At 61.5% G+C, this 25,015-nt stretch carries 24 protein-coding genes and 1 tRNA gene; 11 read left to right on the top strand and 14 right to left on the bottom strand.

Going from position 1 to position 25,015, the window contains the following annotated elements:
- Positions 1 to 335: 335 nt before the first annotated feature.
- Positions 336 to 2,009, top strand: a complete 1,674-nt coding sequence (locus EGJ68_RS14150; protein ID WP_158283677.1) for a putative bifunctional diguanylate cyclase/phosphodiesterase — start codon at positions 336 to 338, stop codon at positions 2,007 to 2,009.
- On the opposite strand, the gene EGJ68_RS14155 is transcribed toward EGJ68_RS14150, so the two are convergent.
- Together EGJ68_RS14155 and EGJ68_RS14160 are read right to left on the bottom strand one after the other, a co-directional pair.
- Complete coding sequence (locus tag EGJ68_RS14155) at positions 1,963 to 2,580, bottom strand: class GN sortase (RefSeq protein ID WP_233248835.1); 618 nt, start codon at positions 2,578 to 2,580, stop codon at positions 1,963 to 1,965. The two genes, EGJ68_RS14150 and EGJ68_RS14155, sit on opposite strands and share 47 nt — an antisense overlap.
- Entirely contained in the window at positions 2,564 to 4,708 is a 2,145-nt protein-coding gene (locus EGJ68_RS14160; protein WP_158283678.1) for a marine proteobacterial sortase target protein, read from the bottom strand. The genes EGJ68_RS14155 and EGJ68_RS14160 overlap by 17 nt, the downstream gene beginning before the upstream one ends.
- A 166-nt stretch (positions 4,709 to 4,874) precedes the next feature.
- On the opposite strand from EGJ68_RS14160, the gene pdsR reads away from it, so the two are divergent.
- On the top strand, positions 4,875 to 5,567 hold the full coding sequence (gene pdsR, locus EGJ68_RS14165; RefSeq protein WP_123035347.1) for a proteobacterial dedicated sortase system response regulator: 693 nt from the start codon (positions 4,875 to 4,877) through the stop codon (positions 5,565 to 5,567).
- Between the two features lie 3 nt (positions 5,568 to 5,570).
- Positions 5,571 to 7,643 carry an ATP-binding protein gene (locus EGJ68_RS14170; protein ID WP_123035205.1) on the top strand — a complete coding sequence of 691 codons (2,073 nt, stop codon included), beginning with the start codon at positions 5,571 to 5,573 and terminating at the stop codon, positions 7,641 to 7,643.
- Here the strand turns inward: EGJ68_RS14170 and uvrB are convergent.
- A complete protein-coding gene (uvrB, locus tag EGJ68_RS14175; RefSeq protein WP_123035206.1) occupies positions 7,636 to 9,654 on the bottom strand; it encodes an excinuclease ABC subunit UvrB in 2,019 nt (672 codons plus the stop codon). The genes EGJ68_RS14170 and uvrB overlap by 8 nt on opposite strands.
- 172 nt (positions 9,655 to 9,826) lie before the next feature.
- Between uvrB and EGJ68_RS14180 the strand changes: the two genes are divergently transcribed.
- The 7 genes from EGJ68_RS14180 to EGJ68_RS14210 all read left to right on the top strand — a co-directional run bounded on the left by EGJ68_RS14180 (position 9,827) and on the right by EGJ68_RS14210 (position 14,192).
- Positions 9,827 to 9,902, top strand: a tRNA-Asn gene (locus EGJ68_RS14180).
- Between the two features lie 77 nt (positions 9,903 to 9,979).
- Entirely contained in the window at positions 9,980 to 10,765 is a 786-nt protein-coding gene (locus EGJ68_RS18260; RefSeq protein WP_199228055.1) for a ubiquitin family protein, read from the top strand.
- 47 nt (positions 10,766 to 10,812) lie between these two features.
- Positions 10,813 to 11,367, top strand: a complete 555-nt coding sequence (locus tag EGJ68_RS14190) for a hypothetical protein (protein WP_123035207.1) — start codon at positions 10,813 to 10,815, stop codon at positions 11,365 to 11,367.
- Between the two features lie 106 nt (positions 11,368 to 11,473).
- On the top strand, positions 11,474 to 11,695 hold the full coding sequence (locus EGJ68_RS14195; protein ID WP_123035208.1) for a hypothetical protein: 222 nt from the start codon (positions 11,474 to 11,476) through the stop codon (positions 11,693 to 11,695).
- Between the two features lie 221 nt (positions 11,696 to 11,916).
- Positions 11,917 to 12,789 carry a methyltransferase domain-containing protein gene (locus EGJ68_RS14200; protein WP_123035209.1) on the top strand — a complete coding sequence of 291 codons (873 nt, stop codon included), beginning with the start codon at positions 11,917 to 11,919 and terminating at the stop codon, positions 12,787 to 12,789.
- Between the two features lie 179 nt (positions 12,790 to 12,968).
- Positions 12,969 to 13,394, top strand: coding sequence for an H-NS histone family protein (locus tag EGJ68_RS14205; RefSeq protein WP_123035210.1), 426 nt, complete (start codon positions 12,969 to 12,971; stop codon positions 13,392 to 13,394).
- Between the two features lie 24 nt (positions 13,395 to 13,418).
- On the top strand, positions 13,419 to 14,192 hold the full coding sequence (locus EGJ68_RS14210; RefSeq protein WP_199228056.1) for a pseudouridine synthase: 774 nt from the start codon (positions 13,419 to 13,421) through the stop codon (positions 14,190 to 14,192).
- Here the strand turns inward: EGJ68_RS14210 and EGJ68_RS14215 are convergent.
- Both EGJ68_RS14215 and EGJ68_RS14220 read right to left on the bottom strand, forming a co-directional pair.
- Positions 14,155 to 14,916, bottom strand: a complete 762-nt coding sequence (locus tag EGJ68_RS14215; RefSeq protein WP_123035211.1) for an SDR family NAD(P)-dependent oxidoreductase — start codon at positions 14,914 to 14,916, stop codon at positions 14,155 to 14,157. The two genes, EGJ68_RS14210 and EGJ68_RS14215, sit on opposite strands and share 38 nt — an antisense overlap.
- Positions 14,917 to 14,987: 71 nt before the next feature.
- Positions 14,988 to 15,314 carry a hypothetical protein gene (locus EGJ68_RS14220; RefSeq protein ID WP_123035212.1) on the bottom strand — a complete coding sequence of 109 codons (327 nt, stop codon included), beginning with the start codon at positions 15,312 to 15,314 and terminating at the stop codon, positions 14,988 to 14,990.
- A 180-nt stretch (positions 15,315 to 15,494) separates the two neighbouring features.
- Between EGJ68_RS14220 and EGJ68_RS14225 the strand changes: the two genes are divergently transcribed.
- Entirely contained in the window at positions 15,495 to 16,085 is a 591-nt protein-coding gene (locus EGJ68_RS14225; RefSeq protein ID WP_123035213.1) for a DUF502 domain-containing protein, read from the top strand.
- Between the two features lie 9 nt (positions 16,086 to 16,094).
- Here EGJ68_RS14225 and EGJ68_RS14230 read toward each other — a convergent pair whose 3' ends face one another.
- The 9 genes from EGJ68_RS14230 to EGJ68_RS14270 form a co-directional block, all read right to left on the bottom strand.
- Positions 16,095 to 16,970 carry a LysR family transcriptional regulator gene (locus EGJ68_RS14230; protein ID WP_123035214.1) on the bottom strand — a complete coding sequence of 292 codons (876 nt, stop codon included), beginning with the start codon at positions 16,968 to 16,970 and terminating at the stop codon, positions 16,095 to 16,097.
- A gap of 73 nt (positions 16,971 to 17,043) precedes the next feature.
- On the bottom strand, positions 17,044 to 18,000 hold the full coding sequence (locus EGJ68_RS14235) for a DHH family phosphoesterase (RefSeq protein WP_123035215.1): 957 nt from the start codon (positions 17,998 to 18,000) through the stop codon (positions 17,044 to 17,046).
- Between the two features lie 21 nt (positions 18,001 to 18,021).
- Positions 18,022 to 20,064, bottom strand: a complete 2,043-nt coding sequence (locus EGJ68_RS14240) for a polysaccharide biosynthesis protein (RefSeq protein WP_035526522.1) — start codon at positions 20,062 to 20,064, stop codon at positions 18,022 to 18,024.
- Positions 20,065 to 20,141: 77 nt separating this feature from the next.
- Positions 20,142 to 21,143: an MraY family glycosyltransferase gene (locus tag EGJ68_RS14245; protein WP_158283679.1), complete on the bottom strand. Its 1,002-nt coding sequence runs from the start codon at positions 21,141 to 21,143 to the stop codon at positions 20,142 to 20,144.
- A complete protein-coding gene (locus EGJ68_RS14250; RefSeq protein WP_158283680.1) occupies positions 21,140 to 22,081 on the bottom strand; it encodes an NAD-dependent epimerase/dehydratase family protein in 942 nt (313 codons plus the stop codon). The genes EGJ68_RS14245 and EGJ68_RS14250 overlap by 4 nt, the downstream gene beginning before the upstream one ends.
- A 134-nt stretch (positions 22,082 to 22,215) precedes the next feature.
- The gene (locus tag EGJ68_RS18425; protein WP_332888890.1) at positions 22,216 to 22,623 is read right to left on the bottom strand and encodes a ComEA family DNA-binding protein; all 408 of its coding nucleotides are present in this window, start codon (positions 22,621 to 22,623) and stop codon (positions 22,216 to 22,218) included.
- A 123-nt stretch (positions 22,624 to 22,746) separates the two neighbouring features.
- Positions 22,747 to 23,448 (bottom strand): orotidine-5'-phosphate decarboxylase, encoded by a 702-nt coding sequence (pyrF, locus tag EGJ68_RS14260; protein ID WP_123035218.1) that lies wholly within the window; start codon positions 23,446 to 23,448, stop codon positions 22,747 to 22,749.
- A 30-nt stretch (positions 23,449 to 23,478) separates the two neighbouring features.
- The gene (gene lapB, locus EGJ68_RS14265) at positions 23,479 to 24,681 is read right to left on the bottom strand and encodes a lipopolysaccharide assembly protein LapB (protein WP_123035219.1); all 1,203 of its coding nucleotides are present in this window, start codon (positions 24,679 to 24,681) and stop codon (positions 23,479 to 23,481) included.
- Positions 24,674 to 25,015 carry a lipopolysaccharide assembly protein LapA domain-containing protein gene (locus EGJ68_RS14270; RefSeq protein WP_123035220.1) on the bottom strand — a complete coding sequence of 114 codons (342 nt, stop codon included), beginning with the start codon at positions 25,013 to 25,015 and terminating at the stop codon, positions 24,674 to 24,676. The genes lapB and EGJ68_RS14270 overlap by 8 nt, the downstream gene beginning before the upstream one ends.

The raw sequence follows: 25,015 nt of genomic DNA on the forward strand, positions 1-25,015 counted from the left end.
CGTTTTCCTTGGTGTCAGTGGTGGCCCCTACTAAAGGCCACGTGAGCCGGCTGCAATCAATAATCGAGGGCAGGAGTCCGTAAACCCCCATGCAGCTGAAATCGGGCGACATATGTTAACACAAGCAGTGAAAGAGGTCACAAAACAAACGGCGCCCGGGTCGAGCGCACCACCTTACAGCGCTCGACCCCAGCACAAGCACCCGCGCATGTAAAACGCACGACATGCGGGAAAAAGCGCCCAGCTGGGCTATAGTGTGGTGCACAGCTCACCCCTTTCGAGAGCGACGACATGCGCACACCCGGAAACCCCAGAACGCCAGGCAGCCCGTTGCAGTGACACTTCCACGCATTCCAGCCCAGTATCTGCAGGTCGATTTTCTCAACGCCCTGTTTGAAGCGATGCCAGATTTGTACTTCCTGTTGACGCTGGACGGCGTCATTGATGATTTCCGCGGCCGCCAACTGGACCAGCTGTTCGTGCCGCCAGAAGCGTTTCTCGGTCGTCATGTCGCCGAGGTGCTGCCAGAGGAGCTAGCCGCGCAGTTCGTGCAGGCACTGGCGGAGGCCGGGCACTCGAATGAAGTTATCTCCTTTGAGTACCAGCTGACCGTACGCGGTGCCAAGGCGTGGTTCGAGGCGCGCATCACTGCCCTGCATGACCACCAACAGGCGGTATGCGTGGTACGCAATTTCACCGAGCTGCACGAGGCCCGGCAGCAGTTGGAATCCATGGCGCACTACGATGCGCTGACCGGGCTCGCGAATCGCGCACTGCTTGACAAACTGCTGGAGCAAAGCGTGCGTTCCGCCCGACGCAACAACCAGCGCATGGGCGTGATGTTCATCGACCTGGACCGTTTCAAGGATGTTAACGACACCCTGGGGCACGCTGCAGGCGACCGGCTCCTGAAGCTGGCATCGGAGCGCTTGCAGGGCACACTGCGCGAGAGTGACACTCTGGCACGGGTCGGGGGCGATGAGTTTGTGGTGGTACTGGACGATCTGGAAAGCATCGACAGCGCCTCCGGCGTAGCGCGTAAACTGATGGATGACCTGTGTGCTCCATTCGATCTGGCGGGCACCGAGGTCGTTATCAGCTGCAGTATCGGCATCAGTATTTTCCCGGACGATGCAGAAAACGCGTCGCACCTGCTTAGCTATGCAGATACGGCCATGTACCGCGCCAAGCAACAGGGCCGCAACGACTGGCGCTTCTATACGGCGGACATGACCCGTGCCGCTGTGGAGCACCTCGCCCTGGTGGAAGCCCTGCGCACAGCCCTGGACGAAAACAGCCTGACCCAGCTCTACCAACCGCAATACGATTGCAACACTGGCCTGCCGGTGGGTGTGGAAGCGCTGGCCCGCTGGACGCGCCCAGAGGGTGACACCCTCGGACCCAGGCGCTTCATTACGCTGGCGGAGCAGGCGGGGCTGGCGCGGCGCCTTGATCGCTGGTCACTGGAGGCGGCCTGCAAGCAACTGCGCAGCTGGCTGCAGGAAGAGCATGATCCCGGCCGCGTCAGCGTCAACCTGAGCATTCACTCGCTCACCGACGACACACTGCCAGAAGCCATGGAAGCCGTTCTGCGTAACTACGCGATCCCGCCACACCACCTGCAGGTCGAAGTCAAGGAACTGGCCCTGTTGAGCGAGCGCCCCGCCGCAAGGGACTGCCTGCAGGCCCTGATCCGCCTGGGTATCGACATCGCAGTGGATGACTTCGGCTCAGGCTACGCTGCTCTGGAGTACCTGCGCGCACTGCCGGTCACCACGCTCAAGATTGATGCCGCCTTTATGCACGGTGTACCGGCAGACGAGGAGCAGACAATTATCGCCAATACGGTCATGGCCATGGGACGCGCACTGGGCATGAGCGTAGTTGCCAAAGGGATAGAAAGCGCGGAACAGGCTGACTTCATTCGCCATCAACACGGTGTACAGGGCCAAGGCTACTATTTCAGCCGTCCATTGAACCCCGAGCAAGTGGGTGCACTGCTGGACTAGGTATGGCCTCAACCACGTACCGCAACGGCCCGTTGGGCCGCCAGTCATCGAATGGGTAACACGTCACCAGAAGCAGCCCGGCAGGCCCCGCTGAGGGCGGCTGCAGCGTTTCTACGCGGCTATCTACCACGCGCACCGAAGCGACCTGAAACGTGCGAACCGACCCCGCCATATCTTCCAGCCAGAGCGCCATGCCAGGCTGCACCGACTGCAGGAACTGGAAGTGGGTATCGCGATGCCCCGCGATCACGGACCAACGCCCCGCAGCACCGTCAAACACCTCATGCAGACCCGGCCCGAAAGCCAGTGCCTGCCCCGATGTACCTGCCAGCACGCGATAGTCCGCTGCCAGCGCGGGCAGCTGCAAGCGCGCCACCGGCCATGTATCCGCCCAGGGCCAGGGTTTTTGCGCCTCGCCTTCCCGCTGGGCGGAATCCCAGGCACGTACCAAGAGATACTGTGCCAGCGCGGCTTTGGTGTGTATCCACGCCGCACCCCAGAGCTGCCAGCCGGCCAGCAGCAGGAGCAGTACGAGCGCCGGACGGCGCAGGGCATTAACGGCCGGCATCATCGGGCACGTGGTCCAGCTCGGGGCCGCGCATCACCCAGAACAGCAGCGCGACAAAGAGCAACAGGCAGGCGAAGAAGAGCTTGGAACTTGCGGTAGTGGCGGTTTGCGGGTAGGCGAAACCCTGCGAGGACTGGCCGCTGGGTCGGGTATTGCGCACCGCATCAGGCTTCAGGGGCACGTCCGTCGGCCGCGAAACCTGCTCCTCGACGGCGACGAAACTCGTATAGGGACTCAGTAACTGGTGCTGCAGCGCAACTGCCAGCACATTGGCTCGAATCACCGCTTCCCGCGCCCCTGTATAGCGTTCATCAAGCAGCGCCTGGATACGCGCGCGCGCCCAGAGGCTGCCAACTCCGCGCGCCGGCTGCTGGGCACTGCCGCCGAGCTCAAGCTCCTGCCGCCATGGCTGGCCGTTGAGCCTGCCCGACACCCGAATAAGGCCTGCCTGCGGCGGGGTATTGAAGTGCACTGAGCGTATCAGGGGTGCGCCTGCGTACAAGTCAGGCACGGGGCCACCGGCCTCCGCCACCGCCTGTGGCCAGTCCACACGTATATCGGTCAACAAGGGGGCTGCAAGGTAGTCAACCAGTGCATCCATCTGCGTGCTGACCTCACTCGACTCACCCACGTGAAGATGCCGACCGCGCCCGAGTGCGGCGGCCTCGCGCAGGAACCAGCTGTTGGGGGCGGAGCCAATACCCACCGTAAAGAGGCGGGAGGCCCCGACCCGCGCTGCAATCATATCGATGATGGCCTGCTCGTTGCCCACGGCGCCATCGGTCAGGAAAACGACCTGGCGCAACCGCTCGTGCGTGGCGGCAAGACCCTGCTGTAGCGCATGCTGCAGCGGCGGCAGCATTTCCGTTCCGCCACCGGCCTCCAGTTTGCTGACGAAGCGTCGCGCCTGTTGCAATGCATCGGGTAGCGCCTGACGCGAGTTCGCAAACAGTGACCGGTACTCGTGGTCGAAAGCGATGATATTGAAATGGTCTGCAGGGCGCAGGCTATCGAGCGCCGCGGCAAGGCTGTGGCGCGCCTGCTGCAATGGCACACCGCCCATCGAACCGGACGTGTCAATCACAAACACCAGTTCGCGAGGTATCGCCGTAGCCGCCTGGGTCAGGGCGGGTGGTACAACCATCAACATCCCGTAATGCTCATCGTCAACCGCTTCGGTAAACAACGCCGCGCGGGGCTCACTGCCGGTGGCCGGCGTCCAGCGCAGCACGAAGTCGCGATCCATTTCCGCCGGCCCGCGGGCCAGTTGCAAGGCATAGCGACTGCCTTCCCGGGACAGGCGCATGGCATGGCTGGGCGTATCCACCTGTGCCAGGGGCAAACCCGCGTCCAGTTCAACGGCAATTTCCACGGGGTTCAGCGGCAGGGCATCGGAGCCCGCCTGCGGGTGTTGCCACGCGGCTATCATAGGGGCATCGGGCACCTGGTCCGTCGCCGCATGCCAAGCCAGATAACCCGCCTGCGCTGCGCCATTTTCTGCGCGCGGCAGTGAAATACCGGGAATATAGCGAGGGGTCAACGTCATGGGCAGGCGCAGGCTGAAGCGGCCCCGGGCGAACTCGACCGGCTGCACAAACTCGAGCTCAACGCTGACCGTTTCCCCGGGCGCCACATTGGCAATGCGGTTCTGGAACAGGTTGGGGCGCTGCTGCGACACCAGAGAGGCCTTGCGCCCACTGCTGGCCGCCTGCTGGTAAATGGCCTGCGCCTCCTGCCGTTCGCGCACCTTGCCCACAATGCGCCGCCCTCCGGCGTGCATTTCCATGTGCCGCACCGCAGCGTCCCCCGGCAGAGGAAACGCGTAGACGCCCTCCACCCAGTCCCCACTGGTATTCTCGAAGGTCTGCTGCAACCGCACCACGGCGACCATGCCCGCTATTTGCACAGCAAAGCGACTGTGCTGCAGCAGGGCCGGCTCGGGAGGTAACCCGGGACGCTGTAGCAGAAGCTGACCGGACCCGGGCTCGATACCCACCTCCGCACGTGCAATGCTCGCATTGAGTAGCAAGCCACAAAGAAACAACGCCACCAACCGGGGCAAAAGCACAAAGCAAAGCCGCAGCAGCGCGCGCGCCGCCAAAAATTGGTGCACTGGCTGTATGGTCATCATCAACATCTCTCCCTGAGTTTGGACACCTCTATTGAAGCGCCGGGAGCTGTCCATCCCGTGGCAGACCTGTGGCGGACTGATGTGCAAATGTGACCAATTGTGGCAACGCTTGAGCAACCGCCCTGATTCTGGAACCATGGCAGCCTTTCCCGCCGGGTAAACCCGTATGCGACACCACATCGCTATTGTCGAAGACGAAGCTGCCCTGGCGGCCAACTATCGCGATGCACTACAGCGGCAGGGTTTCCGGGTGTCGCTGTTTGGCGATCGCCCGACCGCCAGCGCGGAGTTTCGTCGCCAACTACCGGACCTCGCCATCATTGATGTCGGCCTGGGTGACGACATCGAAGGCGGTTTTGAACTCTGCCGCGAGTTGCGCAGCCTGTGCCCGGTGGTACCTATCGTCTTCCTCACCGCCCGCGACAGTGAACTCGATGTGATTTCCGGGCTGCGCCTGGGGGCCGACGACTACCTGACCAAGAACATCAGCCAGGCGCATCTGCTGGCGCGCATTGTGGCCCTGTTTCGCCGCGTACAGGCCCTGCGGACACCCGAGCTACGGGAGCATGTCCTGGAGCAGGGCTTTTTGAGCCTGAATCTGGAGCGCATGACGGCGCAATGGCAAGGCGTGCCGGTGCCGCTCACCGTCACGGAATTCTGGATGGTACACACGCTGGCAAGACACCGCGGCCACGTGAAAAACCGCCAGCAGCTGATGGACAGCGCCAACGTCGTACTGGACGACAACACCATCACCTCTCACATCAAACGCATCCGGCGCAAGTTTACCGCCCTGGACCCCGCGTTCGACTGCATTGAAACGGCCTATGGCATGGGCTATCGCTGGCTGGGTCACTAGCGCGTGAGCCTGCGCCGCCAGCTTATTCTGGTCAGCCTGCTGCTGCTGACACTGCCCTGGGCCGGGTGCCAATTCCTGCGCGAAATGGAAACGGCACTGCGCCAGGGCCAGGCGCAGGCAGTCGCCGCCACCGCGGCCGCCGTCGCCGCCAGCCTTGCCGAACGCCCCGATGCGCTCTACCCCAATCGCGATCGCCTGCGCAGCCCCGACGACGCCAGCGGCTCGCTGTATGCGCCGCTGCTGGAAAGCCCGCCGTTACTGGACGGCTATGAAGACGGCTGGAGCGAACCTGTGCAGCAGACCTACAGCGGCCTGGAAACGCGCATCCCGAGCCTGGGCTACCGCGCCGGTGTGTACGCCGACACGCTCTACCTGATGCTGCAGATAACGGATCGTTCGGTCACCTACCATGACCCGGGGTTGAGCCCCGAACCAAACGGGGATCGGCTCATCCTGCGCACCTGGCTGGACGGCAAACGCCAGGACTATGTGATTGCGACGCCTGCTCCCGGCAGTGTGCGCGCCCAATACGCTAGCCCGCGCCACCCCGCAGTCGACGCCGGACAGATCCGCGGCTTCTGGCAGGATACCCGCGCAGGCTACGCCGTTGAGCTTGCGCTGCCGCTGGCGATAACCGGCCAGCGCCTCGGGGTGTACGCCGTGGATGTCGACGGGCACCGCAGCAGTGGCTGGCGCACGGCGGGCAATACCGGCCCTCTGCAGCCGGTGGCGCCGCCCTGGCTGATCTATCCACCGGGGGCGCTGCAGGCAGACCTGGCGCGGTTTGCACAGGCCGGCCAGCACCTGCGCGTGACAGACCGCCACGCCCGCCTGCTGGCGGAAGCCCGCGAACCGAAAGCGCCTGGCGTGGGCGGCAGCGATGACACCTTCTGGCTGGTGCAGGCGTTGTATCGACGCGCGCTCGCCGAGGAAGCACTGGAACCCAGAGAAGCACCGGCGAGTACAGGTTATCTGCGAGCACCGGAGGTCGCCGCAGCCCTCGAGGGCCGCGCCACCCAGCACTGGTACGGCACCGACAGTCCGGGGCGACGCCTGCTGGCAGGCGCCGCACCCATACGCAGTGGAGACCAGGTGATAGGTGCAGTCATCGTAGAGCAGAGTAGCGATCAATACCTGTCTCTCACAGACCGCGCTTTCAGCCGTTTGCTTGGCTACAGCGCGCTGGCTTTGGCGGTAGCCGCGCTGGGCTTGCTCCTGTTCGCCAGCATGCTCTCCTGGCGTATCCGCCGCCTGAGCCGGGCCGCCCGCAGCGTACTGGGGAGCCAGGGCATGGAGCTTGCGCACTTCCCCCGCAGCCGCGCGCGTGACGAAATAGGCGACCTGTCACGAAGTTACGCTCATCTGCTGGCAGAACTGCATGAATACAATGAGTACCTGCGCACGCTGAGCCGCAAGCTGTCACACGAACTGCGCACACCGATCGCGGTCATCCAGTCATCACTGGACAACCTGGGCACAGCGGATCAGGCGGACGCCCGCGCTACCTACGTCCAGCGGGCACACCAGGGACTGTCCCGACTCAGCGGTATTCTTGACGCGATGACCGAAGCAACGCGGCTGGAAGAGAGCATCCGCCAGCGCGAGCTCACCCGGCTGGACCTCGTTCCCCTGCTCGAATCACTCTGTGCCGCATACCGCGGCGCGTACCCGCAGCATGCGTTCATTCTGCAAGCGCCCGAAGACGACGCCTGGGTGCACGGCGCAGCCGATCTGCTGGTACAGGCGCTGGACAAGCTGGTGGACAACGCCGCCTCTTTTGCGCCGGCTGGCAGTGCGATCACCTTACGGCTGCTGCCACACGACGGTTATTGGGCAATCAGTGTCAGCAACCCCGGTCCCGCGCTGCCTGCAGACATGCGCGGCCGACTGTTTGAGGCCATGGTGTCACTGCGCGAACCGCGCAAGGCCGACACCGTGCACCTGGGGCTGGGACTTTATGTGGTTCGCCTGGTGGCTGAATACCATCACGGCAGCGCCCATGCCGCAACGCGGGACGAGGGCAACGGAGCTGTATTCACACTGCTGCTGCCCAGGGATCGCAGCGCCGTCAGCTGATAAAGGCCAGCTGGCGCGCCTCGGCCAACTGGTCGCGCAACGCTGCGGCCTGCTCGAACTCGAGGTTGCGCGCGTGCTCCTGCATCTGCACCTCCATCTGCTGCAGCTTGCGTGCGAGAGCCGCCGGGCTCAAGCGCGCAATATCGGCGCTGAAGGCCAGGGCCTGCTCGGCCACTTTGTTGCCCTTGGCACGGCCGCGGGTCGGCATGCGGCGAGCGCCCTCCATAATGTCCTTGACTGACTTGGTTACACCCACCGGCGTGATGCCGTGTTCTGCATTGTGGGCCAGCTGTTTCTCGCGGCGCCGTGCGGTTTCCGCCATCGCCCGCTCCATCGATCCCGTGACCTTGTCGGCATAGAGCACGGCACGGCCCTTCAGATTGCGCGCGGCACGCCCGATGGTCTGGATCAGGGAACGCTCGGAGCGCAGGAAGCCCTCCTTGTCTGCGTCGAGTATGGCCACCAGTGAGACCTCCGGCATATCCAGACCCTCGCGCAGCAGGTTGATACCCACCAATACATCGAACTCACCCAGACGCAAATCGCGGATGATTTCCACGCGCTCCACCGTATCGATGTCGGAGTGCAGGTAGCGCACCTTGACGCCGTGTTCGGAAAGATACTCGGTCAGATCCTCTGCCATGCGTTTGGTGAGTGTGGTTACCAGCACCCGGTCCCCCGCCGCTACCGTGGTGTGAATCTCCTGCAGCAAATCGTCGACCTGGGTGCTCGCCGGGCGTACCTCCAGCTCCGGGTCTATCAGGCCGGTGGGACGTACCACCTGCTCCACGGTGCGCCCCGCATGTTCCAGTTCATAGGGACCCGGCGTGGCAGAGACAAACACAGCCTGCGGCACCAGCCGCTCCCATTCCTCAAAGCGCAGGGGGCGGTTGTCCAGCGCGGAGGGCAAGCGGAACCCGTACTCGACCAGGGTTTCTTTCCGCGACCGGTCGCCGCGGTACATACCGCCGATTTGCGGGATGGTAGCGTGGGATTCGTCGATGATGACCAGCGCATTTTCCGGCAGATATTCAAACAAGGTTGGCGGCGGCTCACCCGGGCCGCGCCCCGACAGGTAGCGCGAGTAGTTTTCCACACCGTTGCAGTAACCCAGCTCGCGAATCATTTCGACATCGTAGCGCGTGCGTTGCTGCAGGCGCTGTGCCTCAACCAGCTTTTCATTGTCCTTAAGTTGTTTTACCCGCTGCTCCAGCTCGGCTTCGATATGTGTCACGGCATCGAGCATGACATCGCGCGATGTCACGTAGTGGCTCTTGGGAAAAATGGTGACCCGGGGTACTTTGCGTTCGACCACCCCGGTTAACGGATCAAAGAAATAGAGATTGTCGATCTCCTCATCGAACAGCTCCACGCGCACCGCTTCACGTTCGGAGTCCGCCGGGTAGATGTCGATAACATCACCGCGCACGCGATAGCAGCCGCGATGAAAATCGACGTCATTGCGCGTGTACTGCAACTCGGCAAGGTGACGCAGCACCTCGCGCTGGTTGATCATCTCGCCGCGCGAGAGGTGCAAAACCATCTTGAAGTAGGATTTCGGGTCACCCAGACCGTAAATCGCCGACACCGTCGCCACCACCAGGCAATCCGGGCGTTCCATCAGTGCTTTGGTGGCTGACAGGCGCATCTGTTCGATATGCTCGTTTACCGAGGCATCTTTTTCGATAAAGGTATCCGAGGAAGGCACATACGCCTCGGGCTGGTAATAATCGTAATAGGAAACGAAATATTCCACGGCGTTGTCCGGAAAGAATTCCTTGAACTCCCCGTAAAGCTGCGCCGCGAGCGTCTTGTTGTGTGCCATGACGATCGTCGGGCGCTGTAACTGCTCCACCACATGGGCCATGGTGAAGGTTTTGCCGGAGCCGGTTACACCGAGCAGCGTCTGCGAAGCCAGCCCCGCATTCACCCCCTCCACCAGCCCCCGGATGGCCGCAGGCTGGTCACCCGCAGGCGAGTAGCTGGAATGCACCTTGAACGGTTTGGACATAAGCAGTCGGCCCGGAGAGTTGGAAACCGACCATTATGGTCCACTAGGGGCAGAATTGCAGCCGGGTGGCGACTGCGTGGGATATGCGCCAAACGCATTGCGAAAAATCCCCGACAAGCTGTTGACCTGCCTGTGGCGCATCATTATTATACGCGGCCTCGGTTGACACCATTCCGCCTTAGCTCAGTTGGTAGAGCAATTGACTGTTAATCAATGGGTCGCTGGTTCGAGCCCAGCAGGCGGAGCCATATTCTGAGAAAAGAAAGGGGTTGCAGCAATGTGGCCCTTTTTTTTTGCCTGCCCCAAACCGCCCCGGAGCCCCTCATTGCACAAAGCCAAGGCCGTAACCTCAGCGCATTTTTTACTGGCACTCCTGCTGGCGCTTGGCGCCGTCAACGCCAATGCGATGCAGATCTTCGTCAGAACACTCACCGGCAAGAACATCACTCTCGACGTCGAACCCAGCGATACGATCGAGAACGTCAAACAAAAGATTCAGGATAAAGAAGGCATCCCGCCGGACCAGCAACGCCTGCTCTTCGCAGGCAAGCAACTCGAAGACGGTCGCACACTGTCTGACTACAACATTCAGAAGGAATCCACGCTGCATCTGCTGCTACCGCTGCGGCGCGAGTTCGTCGGCCAGCTGCCGGGCGGCGGCGCGGGCACGCTCCGCTTTACCACCACCGATGCGAACTGCACGTTCGCTACCGACCCCGTGTTCACCGCCGCTATCGATCCGCCCAAGGGGGTTGACTTTCCCTACGGCGTTGTCGCTTTCACCGTGAATGGATGCGACTCCGATGCCAAGATTGACGTCACGATAGATTTCGGCGAGCCACTGCCGGCAGACGCCACCGCGTGGAAGACCGACCCCTGGACGCCGATCGCGGGCGCCACCGTCAGCGGGAGCGTATTGAGCTACTCCGTGACCGACGGTGGACCGAATGATGCCGACGGCAGCAGCAATGGCGTCATTGTCGATCCCGTGGGGGCTGGCATAGCCGGTGAAACATCAGCGACCGCCATACCGGCACTGCCGGTTGCGGGGCTGTCACTATTGACCGGCCTGTTGGCACTCTTCGGCATGCGCCGGATACGGAACCGATAACCCAACCACGCCCCAAGATCATCCCATTACACGAGATTAAGGACACTATGCTTACAGCCAGCAAACTTGAAAAAATCATGGAACTCGAAGCCAGCCTCCGCGCCGAGTACCAGCAACAGCTCGACACCAAGGCCGCCGAGATCGACCGCCTCAGCGCCCGGGAGTCAGAACTCCAGGCCGCCGTCGACAAGCAGCTGGAAACCATCACCGAGCTGACCGGCAAGGCCACTGACAGCCAGAAGGCCGAGCAACGCGCCCGTGAACTGCACAATCGCAGCGAACGACTGGTAGCGGAAATCGCCGAACTGAAGCAACGGATCAAGATCCTGCAGAAGGATCTGGCGGCGGTGCGCGAAGAGAACAAGGCGCTGACCCAGTTCGACCCTGTACGCATGAAGAAGAATCTCGACGCCAGCAAGAAGAAGCTGGTAGAGAAAACCGCTGCGGCTGATACCTTGCAGAAGACGCTCGGCGAGACGAAGAAAGAGAACGCGGAATTGAAGCGCAAAGTGGCCGAACTGGAAGCGAAAATCGCCGATGCCGAAGCTGGAGCCACCGAAGCGCCTGCAAGCGAGGCGAAGGAAGAGTCAGCGGCGGCTTGATCAGTACGCCGGCTCAGGCCTGATCCGGCGTATAACTGTCAGAGCAGGTGGCGACTTTTAGAGCAAGCAGCCACCGACTTCGCCCATTCCCCCATAAGAGCGCAATATGAATAGATTAGAGAAGCTCAAAAACGACGTATACAGCTTCGAAGAGCTCGATACTCTGGAGAAGAACGCAATCAAATTGCGCGATCAGGAAACGTTGAGCCTGATTATTCGCAGCCGCGCTTCCAAGACGGCCAAGGGCGAGAAGCCGAAAAGTACCGTTGATGCCGATGGTATACCCCTGACCAAAAGGGCTCGCCGTGATGAAAAAAACAAGCGTTAGTTATTCGCTGGCGCGGATCTTCGACTGTTTTTCAGGCACCCGCCACACCCTGGAACCGCTCTCGGTTCAGACAACCATCTCTACGCCTGCCAGTAACCAACACTAATTGGTCCGTGCGGGTACCTCCAGCGGAATTCCAGCCCTAACGAGATTCTCGCGGCGCTCTGCACGCGTGTTCACATCCCTCCTGCGGCAGAGGACAGGTTACCGCTGCATCCGGTATGCTCCTTTCTGAAAAACGACGTGATTCAGGAGCAAACAGAATGCATTCCAAACGCGAATCCCTACGCAAACGCCTGCACAGCGCGACAATATCGCCAACCCGCTGTGCCCACAAATGGCAGGGCCAGTACTGGCAGCAGTCAAGTGGTGACGAGCGCAGCGTATCCTGCGCCACTTGCAGGAGCTTTGACTCGCACAAACAACGTTGCAGCATTGGCTTCGGCACGCCACTGCGCAAATGCGTTGTCTCAAGCCTTGAGGCGCATTTTCATGACTGTGCCGGCGAGGAGGCACTGGAAATTGGATTCGGGCGATTCAAACTGGCCCGCAACCTGATAAACCGCAGCGGTGGCCGCTGGACTGGAATAGACCCGAAACAACCCACCTCACGGCCAGCTCGACTCGGAACAGGAGGTCACGGCCTCGCCGATGCACTGCCATTCGAAAGCCAGACTTTTGATCGTGTGTTTGGGGTGCAATCCATAGAGCACTGGGGGCAGCGTGCGGGAGCACAGCGTGAACCTGCAAAGTATGAAGATTGCCTGCGCGAAATTGCGCGGGTAACCAAACCTGGAGGTCGCATTTATTTCGATGCGCCAATTCATTTACACGGCAATGAAATATTCATAATGGGTGACGTTGCAAAAATACGCGACATGTTTACAACTGCTTACTGGCGGGACGTCAATATCGAGCGCTGGCGAGAGAATCATACGCCGCTGGAACGTTACGAACCGTCGCACAAGGAATTCTGTGACTGGCCCATTGAGATCGTGAGCTACCCCGATAATGACATCAATGCCATAAGACAAAACGGCATCATCTGGCTACTGGTAATAACGGCCTCGCGCAGCGAGGTGCCCGTGGAGTAGCTAACGGGTGCGTATTTCACGCCGGAATGATTCGATAGATAAAACCAGGAAGACTCCAGGGCCAGTATTTCCGGATAAAAAATCTCAGGCAGAAAGGCGATAATTTGAATGCACAGGGTCTTTGCGTTAATTAATGTGATTCGAATATAATTACCGCATTATTAATCAGGAGACTTCAAATGAAAGTCAAACCATCGGCATTGGCGGTATTTGCAAAATCAAAAGTGAAAGCCAAGGCGGAAGCGCGTCGGCTCAGCCAGGAAGAGCTGGAAAAACTTATCGCCTCCTTGAATGAAGCACTCAAGGCGGAAAAGGAAAAGACGAAAAAGAAACAGGAAAAAGATCGCGTTGCCACAATCCGCAAAGTTAATGACTTGTTGGCGGAAAGCGGCCTCAAGCCTGAAGACTTGAAAAAGAACGCGTCCACAGCACGCAAACGCAAAGCAACTGGAAAAAGCCGCAAAATCGGCGCAGTGCCTGCGAAGTACCGCCTCGTCATTGACGGCAAGAAACATGAATGGACGGGCCGCGGTCGCACGCCGAAGGTGTTTCAAGCCTACTTTGATGCTGGAAACTCACGAGAGAGCTGCGCTATCAAAAGCTGATACACTGCGTCTGGCGCCCCGAGCGTGCTGGAACTACTTCACTGCGACGAGCACCTCGTCGCAGTGAACAAGCCTTCCGGGCTGCTGGTACACCGCAGTCCCATTGATCGACACGAAACCCGCTTCGCCCTGCAGCTGCTGCGCGATCAGCTGGGACACAGGGTTTACCCCGTACACCGCCTCGACAAGCCCACGTCGGGCGTGTTGCTGTTTGCGCAGACACCCGCCGCCGCGCGCGCAGTCGCGGAGCAGTTTGCCCAGCGTCGTGTGCACAAAACCTATATTGCCATTGTGCGCGGTTGGTGCGCGCCAGAGGGAGTGATTGAACACCCGCTGACGGAACGGCCGGCAGAACCCGGCTCCGACACGTTCCCCACACGCACGCAAGCGGCAACCACGCGGTTTTACCGCCTGGGCACAGCCGAGCTGCCCATTACCGTGGATCGCTATCCCTCCTCTCGCTATAGCCTGGTACAACTACAGCCGGTTACCGGGCGCAGGCACCAGTTGCGAAGGCATATGAAACATATCAGCCACCCGATTATCGGCGACGCCAACCACGGCAAGGGAATACACAACCGGTTTTTCCAGACACACTTCAACTGCCACAGGTTGCTATTGGCCTGCACGGCGCTGGAGTTACAGCACCCGGAACACGGGTCAACCTTGCGCCTGCGCGCCCGGCCAGGTGCCGATTTCGAGGCAACGGCCAATGCGCTGGGCTGGCAAGGTGAACTGGAAGATATCCTGCGGGAAGTCGCTACTGGACCAGGAAGCCGCCATCGGACACCAGCGTAGCACCTGTTGTGAAGGCTGACATGTCACTCACGAGATAGAGCAGAGGCCCGAGGATTTCCTCTGTCTCGGCAACCCGTTTTTGCAGGCACGCGTCTATAGCCCCCTGCAAGTACGCAGGATTCTGCGCGGCGCTGTCGAACAGGTCCGAGTGATAGTTTCCCGGAGCCAGGTTGTTGACACGAATCTTCAAGGGCGCCCACTCCGCCGCCATCACTTTTGTCATGGCTTGCAGAGCTGCCTTGGTCGCTGCGTAGAACCCCATATTGGCCGGCGGTTTTAGCGCTGCCACGGAAATGACATTAACGACCACGCCTCCACCCTGTTCGGCCATGTGCGGCGCCAACCGCGAAGCCAGGTACCATGGCCCCATCGTGTTGACGTCGAACATCTTCTGAAAAAGCTCGGGGCTAAGCTTGTCCAGACCACCCCAGGCTGGGCTGATGCCGGCGTTATTGATGAGTATATCCACCCGTCCGTAGTGCCCGAGGGTACCCTCGATTAACGCATCCAGCTCCTCTGTACGGCCGGTGTGAGCGGCAATGGGGAGGGCACTCCCCCCCGCCGCTTCTATCTCGGCGACCACGGATTCGCAGGCATCCAACTTGCGGCTCGCCACAACCACAGCGGCGCCCGCAGCGGCGAGGCCGATAGACATGGCGCGGCCAAGACCTCGGCTACCCCCCGTTACCAGGGCCACTTTGCCCGTTAAATCGATCTGCTGCATACGCGACTCCCCCACTGTTTTTTTCACAGTGTAGCCTGCCCGCTCCGCGAGGTCAGCGGGGAGTACGCATACTAAGGCTGCATACTGACCGGATTTTTTCCGTGGAACTCACCCAATTGCAGTGCAACGCCATCGCGATCCAGAAACCGGGGCCCGCGCTCATCCACCAGGCAGTGCACGATAAACCGTTCACCCTGACCAGGAATGACAACAAGGCGTAGCTGATCCGGACCGCGGCGACGTTTGATGCCCACCAGCTTGGTGCGACCTTCCGCACCCAGCGCCGCCTCAACCCCCGCCTTGCACACGGCGAGGTCGGCGCTCTTATCCGAGGCTAATGCGGCACCCGTCAGGCCCATCAATGTACAACTGAGCACCCATGCATTGAATGTTTTCATAACACGCTCTCCCTGTAGGTAACGAAACTCAGGATACCCCTAGCCGTATTTGATGGAAGTGGCCGATTATGATCGTATTCGCTGCATTTTTGGGCATGCCAACCACGCGGCGTGTACCGCCCGCAGTAACCGTGTACGCTATCTGCGTGTTCTCAGTCCAGTAGCAACCGAAGGATACCCATGAAACGTCTTGTCTCACTCACGCTGCAGGGCCTGGTGGCCGTACTCCCCGTCGCGCTGACTATTTACCTGGTGTATTGGCTACTGGTGACGCTGGAAACCATGACCGGCGCGGCACTGCGCGCGGTCCTGCCTGGGGACTGGTACTTTCAGGGCCTCGGGCTGATTTCTGGCCTGATTCTGCTGATGCTGATTGGCCTGCTGGTGAATGCCTACGTGGTTCGCCACTTGCTGCGCCTGGGGGACACGCTGCTGAGCAGGATTCCACTGGTCAAATCGGTTCACGGGGCCATTCAGGACGTATTGCGCGCATTCAGCATCGCCAACAAGCAGCAGGCGGACTCGGTCGTGATGGTAACCCTCGGCGACAACATGCGACTGCTGGGATTTGTGACCTCGCGGGAGCCGAGCACACGACTGCGCGGCGCTGTGGATGAATCAGTGGTCGGTGTTTATTTGCCCATGAGCTACCAGCTGGGGGGATATACCGTCTATCTGCCAGCGAGCCAGCTTGAGTCCGTTGATCTCAGCGTTGAGGAAGCAATGCGCATCGCGGTCACCGGGGGCATCCAGAACCCGAAGTCGATCTGACAGGGCGCGTCAGCGGGTATCCAGTTGCGATGCCACCTTGGCGAACTCTTCAGCAATAACTTCTCTCAGCACTCGAAACCGTGCGCTCAAACGCAGGTCGCGATGCGTTAACACCCACACGTTTGACTGGTGTACGACAGGCGCATTGGGAACCCGCACCAGCTCCGGATCACCAAAGGCCAGAAAACAGGGCATGAAGACCAGCCCCATGCGGCTGCGCGCAGCCATTTGCATGAGGTTGAGATCGCTTATGGCGTGTCGCACAGGCAAATGCTCGAGGCCACTGTAACGCAACCAGTCCTCGCGCTGACCCTGGGGGTAGCGCCCCACCCATGTGAGGTGCGACACGTCGTGCGGTGCATCCTCGCGCAGCAGCGCTCGGTGTACGTAAGTCGAGGCACTGAGCGGGCACAGGTTGCGACCAATCAGATTGTCAGGCGGCCGGGTGCCTGCAGGCAATACACGCACCGCGATGTCCGCCTCGCGTCGACTGAGATCAAGCGCGAGGTTACTGGGCATGAGCTCGAGCTCAATTCCCGGGTAATCCTCCGCAAAGCGAGCCAGGCGAGTGAGCAGAAATTCCACACGATCCGGCATGGTGAGGCGGATGCTGCCCTGCAGCTGTTGGTCGGTGCCCGTGATACGACGCTCGGCTGCCAGCATAAGCTCTTCAACGTGCTCCGCCGCTGGCATCAGCTCTTCCGCCGCTGCCGTCATCCGGTAGCCATCAGGGGTGCGATCGAAAAGGCGCGTGTGTAACGTGCTTTCCAGGTCGTCGAGGCGACGCGTTATCGTCGAGTTGCTTACCCCCAACAGCTGGGCTGCCCCGCGCGCAGAGCCCCGACGACCCAACGCCAGTAGCACCTTCATGTCATCCCAGTTCACTCTGTTTCTCCCTGCAAGACCGCTTCCGCGGCCTGCGTGACAGTCTACGGTGAGCCGCCGGGGAGCGGAGCGTCTACGCGTAGAACGCCGCGATACGCTCGACAAAAGCCTGCAGCTGATCCGCTGGCAAAGCGTTTATACCCGCCGCCGCAGCGCGGCCGCCACCCGTGGGAAATTCCCGGCACAGTGCATCCGCGCCGGTCTTGTTGTTAAGAGGCGCACGCACACTGACCAGATAATCTCCATCTTTTCGCGCTGTCACCACGGCGTGTGCTCGCGCCGGATCCTGGTTGGCCAGGTCGTTGCCAAAGACGCCGCTCACCCGCCGTGCCCAGGCCGCGTCGGGCAATTGGTACACCGCTGCACTCTCTCCACGGTGAATGGGCTCAAGCGCCGCAGCTGCCGCCATGTCTTCCCGGTACCCCGTTTCGAGGCGTTCGAAGTGGCCGCGCTCCGCGTCCATGAACTGGAACGGGTCATCGTGCCTTGCGAGCAGCTGGTAAAGCTCCGCGGGGGCGAAATGCAGATCTTCCAGGGCCGGGCCATAACCGTTGTAGTTGATATAGATACCCAGATCTTCCAGGGCCTGCACCTGCGCGGCAGACAAACCCAGTGTCTTCGCCAGCCGTTGCGCGGAATCGCGCAGGTTATCACCAAAGGCACCGGTCACGGCCCAAGCCGTATATGCCCCCTGTAGCCGGCCATTGATCAGCAGACTGGTGCACACGTCGGGTGCGGGATTGATCAAGGTCTCGAGCTGCGGGCTGGCGGGGATCTCTCCGGCAAAGTGGTGATCGCAATAGAATACATCGGCACCGGCCGCAAGCACGCGCTGTAGATCGGTGCGATTCTTGTCCAGTGAGATATCCAGCACGGTCACGCGGTCGCCGGGCCCGGCCTCAACCTGCTGCAGCAGGGCGATGTCGCGTTTGACACCGGTTACCAGTACCGCATCGAGAGGCTCCGCGCGACGCAGCTGCACCAGCGCACACAGGCCATCCGCATCGCCGTTAAAGACGTCATAGTTCATTCTGATTCCTTCCGGCTGAGATCAGGACTTGTCGGGGAACAGTTCCTGAACGTTAGACAAACCGACGGCGGCCGGTTTTTGCTTGGGCTTGGCAAGCGTGGGACGGCCGGCCATGCCCTGCTTGCGCCAGACATGGTCGTAGCGCACTTCGTGTAAATTAAACCCGCTCACAGCGGCGTTCAGGATTGAGGTAATACCGGCACAATCCATCGTATCGCAGTAATGCATGAGCTCGGTCAACAAGCGGTGAATCTGGTTATAGGAGAGACACTCTTCCTCGGCGCGCATGATCATGGGGTGCCCGGTCCCGGTCACGTTGCTGCCGAGCAAAAGCTCCTCACGCAACTTCTCCCCGGGGCGCAAACCGATAAACTCGATCTGGATATGGTCGTGTGCGTGGCTGTCGTGCTGCATTTCGTAGCCGCTGAGACGGATCATACGCCGCGCGAGATCCACAATCCGCACCGGCTCGCCCATATCCAGCACGAACACATCGCCGCCCGTGCCCATTGCACCGGCCTGTAACACAAGCTGCGCGGCTTCCTGAATGCTCATAAAATAGCGCGAGACTTCCGGGTGGGTGACGGTTACCGGGCCACCGCCCTCAATCTGCTCGCGAAATAGCGGGACCACAGAACCGGAGGAACCCAGCACATTGCCGAATCGCACCATGCAGAAGCGGGTACCGGAGTCGCGCTGAGCGAGTCCCTGCAACACCATTTCCGCAAAGCGCTTGGAAGCACCCATGATATTGGTGGGCCGCACGGCTTTGTCGGTGGAAACCAGAACGAATGTCTCCACCCCGGCCTTGCGCGCAGCTTCCGCCGCGTACCAGGTGCCGAACACGTTGTTGGCAACACCCTCGGCAACGTTGTATTCAACCATGGGTACATGTTTGTAGGCCGCGGCGTGATAGACCGTTTGAACAGCAAAGGTGCGGTACACCGTTTCCAGCCGCCGCTGGTCCTGCACGGACCCCAGCAATGCGATGACCTCGACCCCGGAACCGAGCGCCTGCCCCATCTCGCGCAGCTCGCGCTCAATGCGGTACAACGCGTACTCGGAGTTATCCAGCAGGACGAGCTCTCGAGGGCCTGAAGTCAGTATCTGACGGCACAGCTCCGAACCGATAGAACCACCCGCACCGGTAACCATCACTACCTTGTCGGTAATACAGCGGTCGATCAGCTCGGGGTGCGGCGGCACCGGGTCGCGCCCGAGCAGATCATCGAGATCGATATCCTGGATCTGATTGACGCTCGCGCGACCGGCGACAAGTTCATTGATCTTCGGCACGGTGCGCACATGCACCGGCAGCCCGACCAGCGAGTTAATGATTTCCCGGCGACGCTCCGGCGAAGCCGCTGGAATGGCGAGCAACACCTGGGTGATATTGTGCTCGCCTATAAGCCGCTTGATCTCTTCGGGGCGCGCCACCTGCAGGCCATTAATGACCGAGTGCTGCAGCCGCACATCATCATCCACGAACACCACCGCCCGGTACTGGTCGCCATGGTGCAAGGCGGTCAACAATTGCCGCCCTGACTCACCCGCACCATAAATGATGACGTTGCGCGACAGCGAGCGCAGCTTGGCCTGGTAATATGCCCGCACCGTGAGGCGCGTACCGCCAATCAGCAACAGGGCAATACCCCAGTAGAAAAACGGCATGGTGCGCGGCACTTCAGCCTGCGCAACAAACACAGAAGCGGCAAGTATCAGCGTGGAATAAGTGACAGCGGTAATCACTGCCCAGATCGCCTGCTGGCCCATGAAGCGGATAACCGCTCGATAGAGACCAAGACGCAAAAAGATAATGGCGCTGATAACCACGGTGATGGCAGCACACGCTATTTCCGTTGTGCCCAGCGTGAACTCAGTGCTGCCGTGGCGAAGCGCTACCGCGGACCACATGGCCGCGCTGACAAACACCATATCGAGAGCGAGAAGAAGTGCCTGCTTGATATTCCGCGGCAGCTCTATAAGTTTTTCGAGTGCATCCCGCACGCTTCCAAGCACCCCGGAAATCGCTTGCAGCACACCATTGCCAAGCCGATTCAGCAAAATCCCTCCCGCTCCGGATAATCGTGACAGGCTCGCTTGAAGTGATTAATTGTGGCGCGAACCCGGAGACCCCGATGTTACGTCAATCGCTGCAACTTCGCCATGCCGAGCAGGAGGGGAAGGTATGCCAAAATTACCAAGAAAAGCTGGAATTCAGGCCAGCGCCAGATCGTCCACGCCAGTGGGAAAAGCCATAATGCGTTCAGCGCCACAAGCAGGAAATCCACCGCGAGGTGAGAACCCCAGTGGCGACTGAGACGCTGATAAGCATGCTCTCGATGCGCCTCAAACACGCGTGCCCCTGCTCGCCAGCGCGTCAGCAGGGTCCAGGTGGCATCGGTGACAAAGGCAGCAAGTAAAACCAGCCAACACGCCAGTGGCAAGGTGCCGTGACCGGCTCCGATCACCGCGAGACCGCCGAGTAAAAAACCCAGGGGCACACTGCCCGCATCCCCCATGAACAGGCGAGCGGGTGGCCAGTTCCAGTAGAGAAAGCCCAGCTGACTCAACGCCAGCAGGACGCACATCAGGGCGAGTGTGAGATCCCCGGCCAGCAATGCCAGCAAGCTCCCTCCCATGCCCGCAAGAAACGCCTGCAGGGTGGCCAGGCCATCAATACCGTCCATGAAATTGTACAGGTTGACCAGCCACAGGAGCGCCAACACCAGTAGCGGCGCCTGCACCCAGAGGGGAAACGGCAACCCGAAAAGCACATCGCTACCCGGAGCAGCGGCAAAGACAGCAGTGACGAGCAGCGCACAGACTGCGCAGTAGACACCCAACCGCAACCGCGCCGGCAGGTTGTAGCGATCATCCAGCAAGCCCACCAACATCAGCAGCACCGCAAGTCCGAGCAACAGACCGTACACCGGTGGCCATACCACCCCGGCCTGCGCCGCCACCGCCATGGCGAGCACCAACGCCAGAATAATCCCCACACCGCCGCCACTTGCCGTAGGCAGGCTGTGCGAGCTGCGCTGACCCGGGCTATCCAGCCATTGGCCGCGCCGCGCCAGCTGCAGCCAGAGCGCACAGAGCAACGCGGCTGCGAGCGGTGCCGACAGCATGGCCGCAATCACGGAGGACACTCCCCCGCGCTCGCCATGGCGGGTGCGACGGTAGCCAGGGTATCGCGCGGCACCCAGCCGGTTGCCTGCAAAAGCGCGTGGTTGTCGTAACGCTCGGCACCGAACAACTTGTCGAAGCTGGCCCCCTGTGCCTGCCGCTGAACCAGATCGAGCAGGGAAGCGAGCACGCGCCATAGCCAGGCGGGGCTTGAGACACCCGGACCCTGTTTGCCCAGCGCGGCTCGCAACAGCTGATACGTCTCTCTGGTGCTGTAGGCCCGACCATCCGCGACATTGAAGGTGTTCACCCCGCTCAGGCCAGTACCGGGCAGCAGCAACAGGAGCTCGACCAGGTCGTCCAGACCAATCATGGAACGCGCGCCGCCCGCCGGCGGCGCTGGCAAACCGAATCGCGCAGCACGCAACAGCCACTTCAGGTTGCCTTTCGGCTCCGGGCCATACACCAGTGCCGGGCGCAGAATAATGACCGTCATGGCACTGTGGTGAAAGCGCTCGCGCAGCGCGCACTCGGCCTCCCACTTGGAGCGACCATAGGCGTCCGCGGGTGCAGACACCTCCATTTCCCGCCGTGGCATGGATGTTGCCGAAGGGCCCATCGCCTTGACGCTGCTGACAAAAATGAAGTGGTGTACGCCTGCGCGCTCGGCTGCAGCTGCGAGTGCCAGGGTCGCGCGGCAGTTCACAGCGGCATACTGCGCGGCCGGCGCCTGCGTGTGGGCGATACCCGCAAGGTGATAAACGGTGCTCACACCCTGCAGCAGGGATTCGTCCAGACTCTCCGTAGCGAAATCCACGGCGTGCCTCGCCAGGCCGCCGCGGGCAGCTCCACCCCGGCGGCTGACAAGTACGGGCGCCAGCTCCTGCTGCTGTAGTCGCGCCGTCAGTGCCTGCCCGATATAACCGCTGGCACCGGTCACCAGCACCGACATGTACACCCCGCCCGTTTCCTGTTGCCTTGCGCCGTGCCGACGTATTGTGCGGACATACATTTCCCTTCAGCAGCGTTTCCGCACCCGCAAAAAAAAGTGGGGGCCAAGGCCCCCATGATACGGATGCCCGGCGCCTAATCCAGTGTTATGACCGTGCGGTTCTTTTCCAGTGTGGCGGGACCAATGCCCTTGACGTCCGCCAGCTCCTCCACCGCTGTGAAGGGCCCATAGGCCTCCCGGTAGCGAATGATGTCCTGCGCCCGCGACAGCCCTACACCCTGCAGCATGGCGGCCAGAGTGGCGGCATCCGCAGTGTTGATATTAACGCGCTGTACCGCGACCTCGGCAGCAAGCGGCGGCACATCGGGCGCCGCCGATACCGGGGCGGACAGGCCGCCCAGACTGAGGCACACGGCCAAGGCGCCCAGCAAAGCCGGCCACCGCTGCCGGCGTTTCCCCCCGGGTGATTGTAACCCGCGCTGGACGAGTGAGTCGGGCTGAAACGCCCGATAAACATGCATGATGTGTTGTTTGAGTGACATGGCGTTATCTCCGTATGACGTTGTGGCATCCCTGCACATCCGTATCGAAGCAAAGTCTAGCAGGCACCCGGACAAGCGGGGTGCCTTTGGTCACATCTGACTGAATGCGCCGGGGCGCCGACGCTATCCGCCCGCCGTGCGCAATTCCTCATGCACCCGCTGCAGGGCCGCCAGCGGGTCGGCCGCCGCGGTAATTGAACGACCGACCACGAGATAATCCGCCCCTCGCCTGCGCGCGTCAGCGGGTGTGACGACTCGACGTTGGTCACCCGGCGAGTCACCCGCGAGACGGATGCCGGGTGTGACCAAGGCAAAGTCTTTGCCGCGCTGCTCCCGCAGTGTGGGGCACTCCTCGGCCGAGCACACCACGCCCTGCATCCCACAGTCCGCCGCCAGGCCGGCCAGTGATGCGACGCGTGCCAGCGCGCCCTCAAGGTAACCGAGCTCACGCAGGTCTTCATCGGTCATGCTGGTCAGGACCGTGACGGCAATAAGCAGCGGCGGCTGTTGCAGGCCGGCGAGTTCCGCGGCTGCCGCCTCCATCATGCGGCGGCCCCCGCTGGCGTGCACATTAACCATCCACACGCCGAGGTCGGCCGCGGCACGCACCGCCGAAGCCACCGTGTTGGGGATATCATGAAATTTGAGATCCAGGAACACATCGTAGCCCTGACCCTGCAGACGCCGTACCAGACCGGGCCCGGTGCGCGTGAACAGCTCCTTGCCCACCTTGAGCCGACAGAGCCGCGGCGACAGCTGCTCGACCAGGTCCAGCGCCGAGGCTTCATCGGGATAGTCCAGAGCCACCAGAATGGGAGAGTGCATCGAGAACACCTTCAATAACTGCGGCCGTGCTCAGTCGACACGGTTACCGCGAATGGATTTGACCGTGCCCCAGTGCTTGCAGCCGGGGCAGAACCAGTGGAGTTGGCGGCCAGCAAAGCCACAGTGGCCGCAGCGGTAACTCGGCCGCTCCGCCAGCAACCGGGCCACCAGTTTCTGCAGTGCCGCAAGATTCTCGCGCACGGAACCTTCCGTATTGGCTGCCTGCAGTTCAATCAGTCGCGACAATCCGCCCAGCGAGGGCGCTTTCGCCAACTGCCCCGAGAGAAACTCCATGGCGGCCTGATCGCCCTGTGTGGCACGCACATCATCGGCAACCGCCACCACAAGGCCAGTAGCCGGGCTGGATTGCAGGCACTCCTGCAGGTATTGCCGCAGCGGTGTCGTGTCGCCCAGCTGGCTATAGGCCTCGTGCAGAGCGGGCACGGTTTCGGGGATGTAATCGGGGTCCTGCTGCTGCACCTTGCGCAGGGCTTTGATCGCCGCCTTGTATTGCCCGGCCTGGCATTCAAGCTCGCCCAACATGAGTGAAGCACGCACACAGCGACGATCGTGGTGCAACGCCTGCTGCAACTGCTTGCGCGCCTCCTGCAGGTCGCCCTGCTCCAGCATTTCCGCCGCGAGCTCACAGTGGTAATGCGCCAGCGCAACTGCCACCGGCTGACGGCTCGCGCCACTGGGCGCCGGTGGGGTGGGGCCGAGCAGCGACTTGCGTGGCAACAGGGCCGTTGCCACATCAACGGCCTGAGCCCACTCCCGCTGGCTCTGGAAGATGTCCAGCAGGTGTCGGCGGCTCGCGCGCCGCTGTTCGGGAGAATCCTTCACCAGATCCAGCAGCAGGCGCTCGGCGCGATCAAACAGCCCCGCACTGATGTAGTCGCGGGCCAGCTCGAGATGCGCTTGGTGAATTTGCGGGCGGGGCAGGCTGGGGCGGGCCAGCAGATTCTGGTGTATGCGTATGGCCCGGTCAACCTCGCCGCGCTTGCGCAGCAGGTTGCCCAACGCAATGTGGGTTTCCAGCGTTTCGCTATTGACCTCGAGGGCGTCGATGAAAGCGTCCACCGCGCCGTCCGGGCGGCCATCCAGCAGGTAATTCAATCCCTTGTAGTATTGGCCTGGCACTTCAGACGCCTGCGCACTCGCGCTGCGCCGCCCCAGCCACCAACCGATACCGATGGCGGCAAACAGGAGCGCGAATACCAGCAGGTCATTCACCGTCTTTGAGCCCAGCGACCCTCAGACGATCCAGTTCCACTTTGCACTTCTCCAGCTTGCGCCGTGCCAGAACAAGCTTGCCGCGCAACCGGAGAATAATGATGCTCGAGGCCAACAGCCCCAGCAGACCGCCCAGCGCCAGCGTGGCGAGCAACCAGAGCGCGAGGCTACGCGGCGCCAGGTCCACCACCAGCAGGTCGAGAGCGACCGGTTCGGGATTTTGCACGGCGAACAACACGCCCGCCGCGAGCATCGCCAGTACAACCAGCACCAGAATCAGCCGGCGGAGAATCCTCGCCAGACGACCCGCGCCGTTGGAAGCGGTGGTGGCCAT

Origin of the sequence: Haliea alexandrii, from assembly GCF_003719295.1 — a bacterium.
GTDB classification, from domain to species: domain Bacteria; phylum Pseudomonadota; class Gammaproteobacteria; order Pseudomonadales; family Halieaceae; genus Haliea; species Haliea alexandrii.

Excerpts from the sequence above, each read along its gene's own strand:
- EGJ68_RS14215 (WP_123035211.1), bottom strand. The coding sequence starts at position 14,916 with ATGCAGCAGATCGATTTAACGGGCAAAGTGGCCCTGGTAACGGGGGGT.
- pyrF (WP_123035218.1), bottom strand. The coding sequence starts at position 23,448 with ATGCACTCTCCCATTCTGGTGGCTCTGGACTATCCCGATGAAGCCTCG.
- EGJ68_RS14225 (WP_123035213.1), top strand. The coding sequence starts at position 15,495 with ATGAAACGTCTTGTCTCACTCACGCTGCAGGGCCTGGTGGCCGTACTC.
- EGJ68_RS14195 (WP_123035208.1), top strand. The coding sequence starts at position 11,474 with ATGAATAGATTAGAGAAGCTCAAAAACGACGTATACAGCTTCGAAGAG.
- EGJ68_RS14160 (WP_158283678.1), bottom strand. The coding sequence starts at position 4,708 with ATGATGACCATACAGCCAGTGCACCAATTTTTGGCGGCGCGCGCGCTG.
- EGJ68_RS14205 (WP_123035210.1), top strand. The coding sequence starts at position 12,969 with ATGAAAGTCAAACCATCGGCATTGGCGGTATTTGCAAAATCAAAAGTG.
- EGJ68_RS14235 (WP_123035215.1), bottom strand. The coding sequence starts at position 18,000 with ATGAACTATGACGTCTTTAACGGCGATGCGGATGGCCTGTGTGCGCTG.
- pdsR (WP_123035347.1), top strand. The coding sequence starts at position 4,875 with ATGCGACACCACATCGCTATTGTCGAAGACGAAGCTGCCCTGGCGGCC.
- EGJ68_RS14220 (WP_123035212.1), bottom strand. The coding sequence starts at position 15,314 with ATGAAAACATTCAATGCATGGGTGCTCAGTTGTACATTGATGGGCCTG.
- uvrB (WP_123035206.1), bottom strand. The coding sequence starts at position 9,654 with ATGTCCAAACCGTTCAAGGTGCATTCCAGCTACTCGCCTGCGGGTGAC.
- EGJ68_RS14190 (WP_123035207.1), top strand. The coding sequence starts at position 10,813 with ATGCTTACAGCCAGCAAACTTGAAAAAATCATGGAACTCGAAGCCAGC.
- EGJ68_RS14155 (WP_233248835.1), bottom strand. The coding sequence starts at position 2,580 with ATGATGCCGGCCGTTAATGCCCTGCGCCGTCCGGCGCTCGTACTGCTC.
- EGJ68_RS14250 (WP_158283680.1), bottom strand. The coding sequence starts at position 22,081 with ATGTCGGTGCTGGTGACCGGTGCCAGCGGTTATATCGGGCAGGCACTG.
- EGJ68_RS18425 (WP_332888890.1), bottom strand. The coding sequence starts at position 22,623 with ATGTCACTCAAACAACACATCATGCATGTTTATCGGGCGTTTCAGCCC.
- EGJ68_RS14270 (WP_123035220.1), bottom strand. The coding sequence starts at position 25,015 with ATGGCCACCACCGCTTCCAACGGCGCGGGTCGTCTGGCGAGGATTCTC.
- EGJ68_RS14200 (WP_123035209.1), top strand. The coding sequence starts at position 11,917 with ATGCTCCTTTCTGAAAAACGACGTGATTCAGGAGCAAACAGAATGCAT.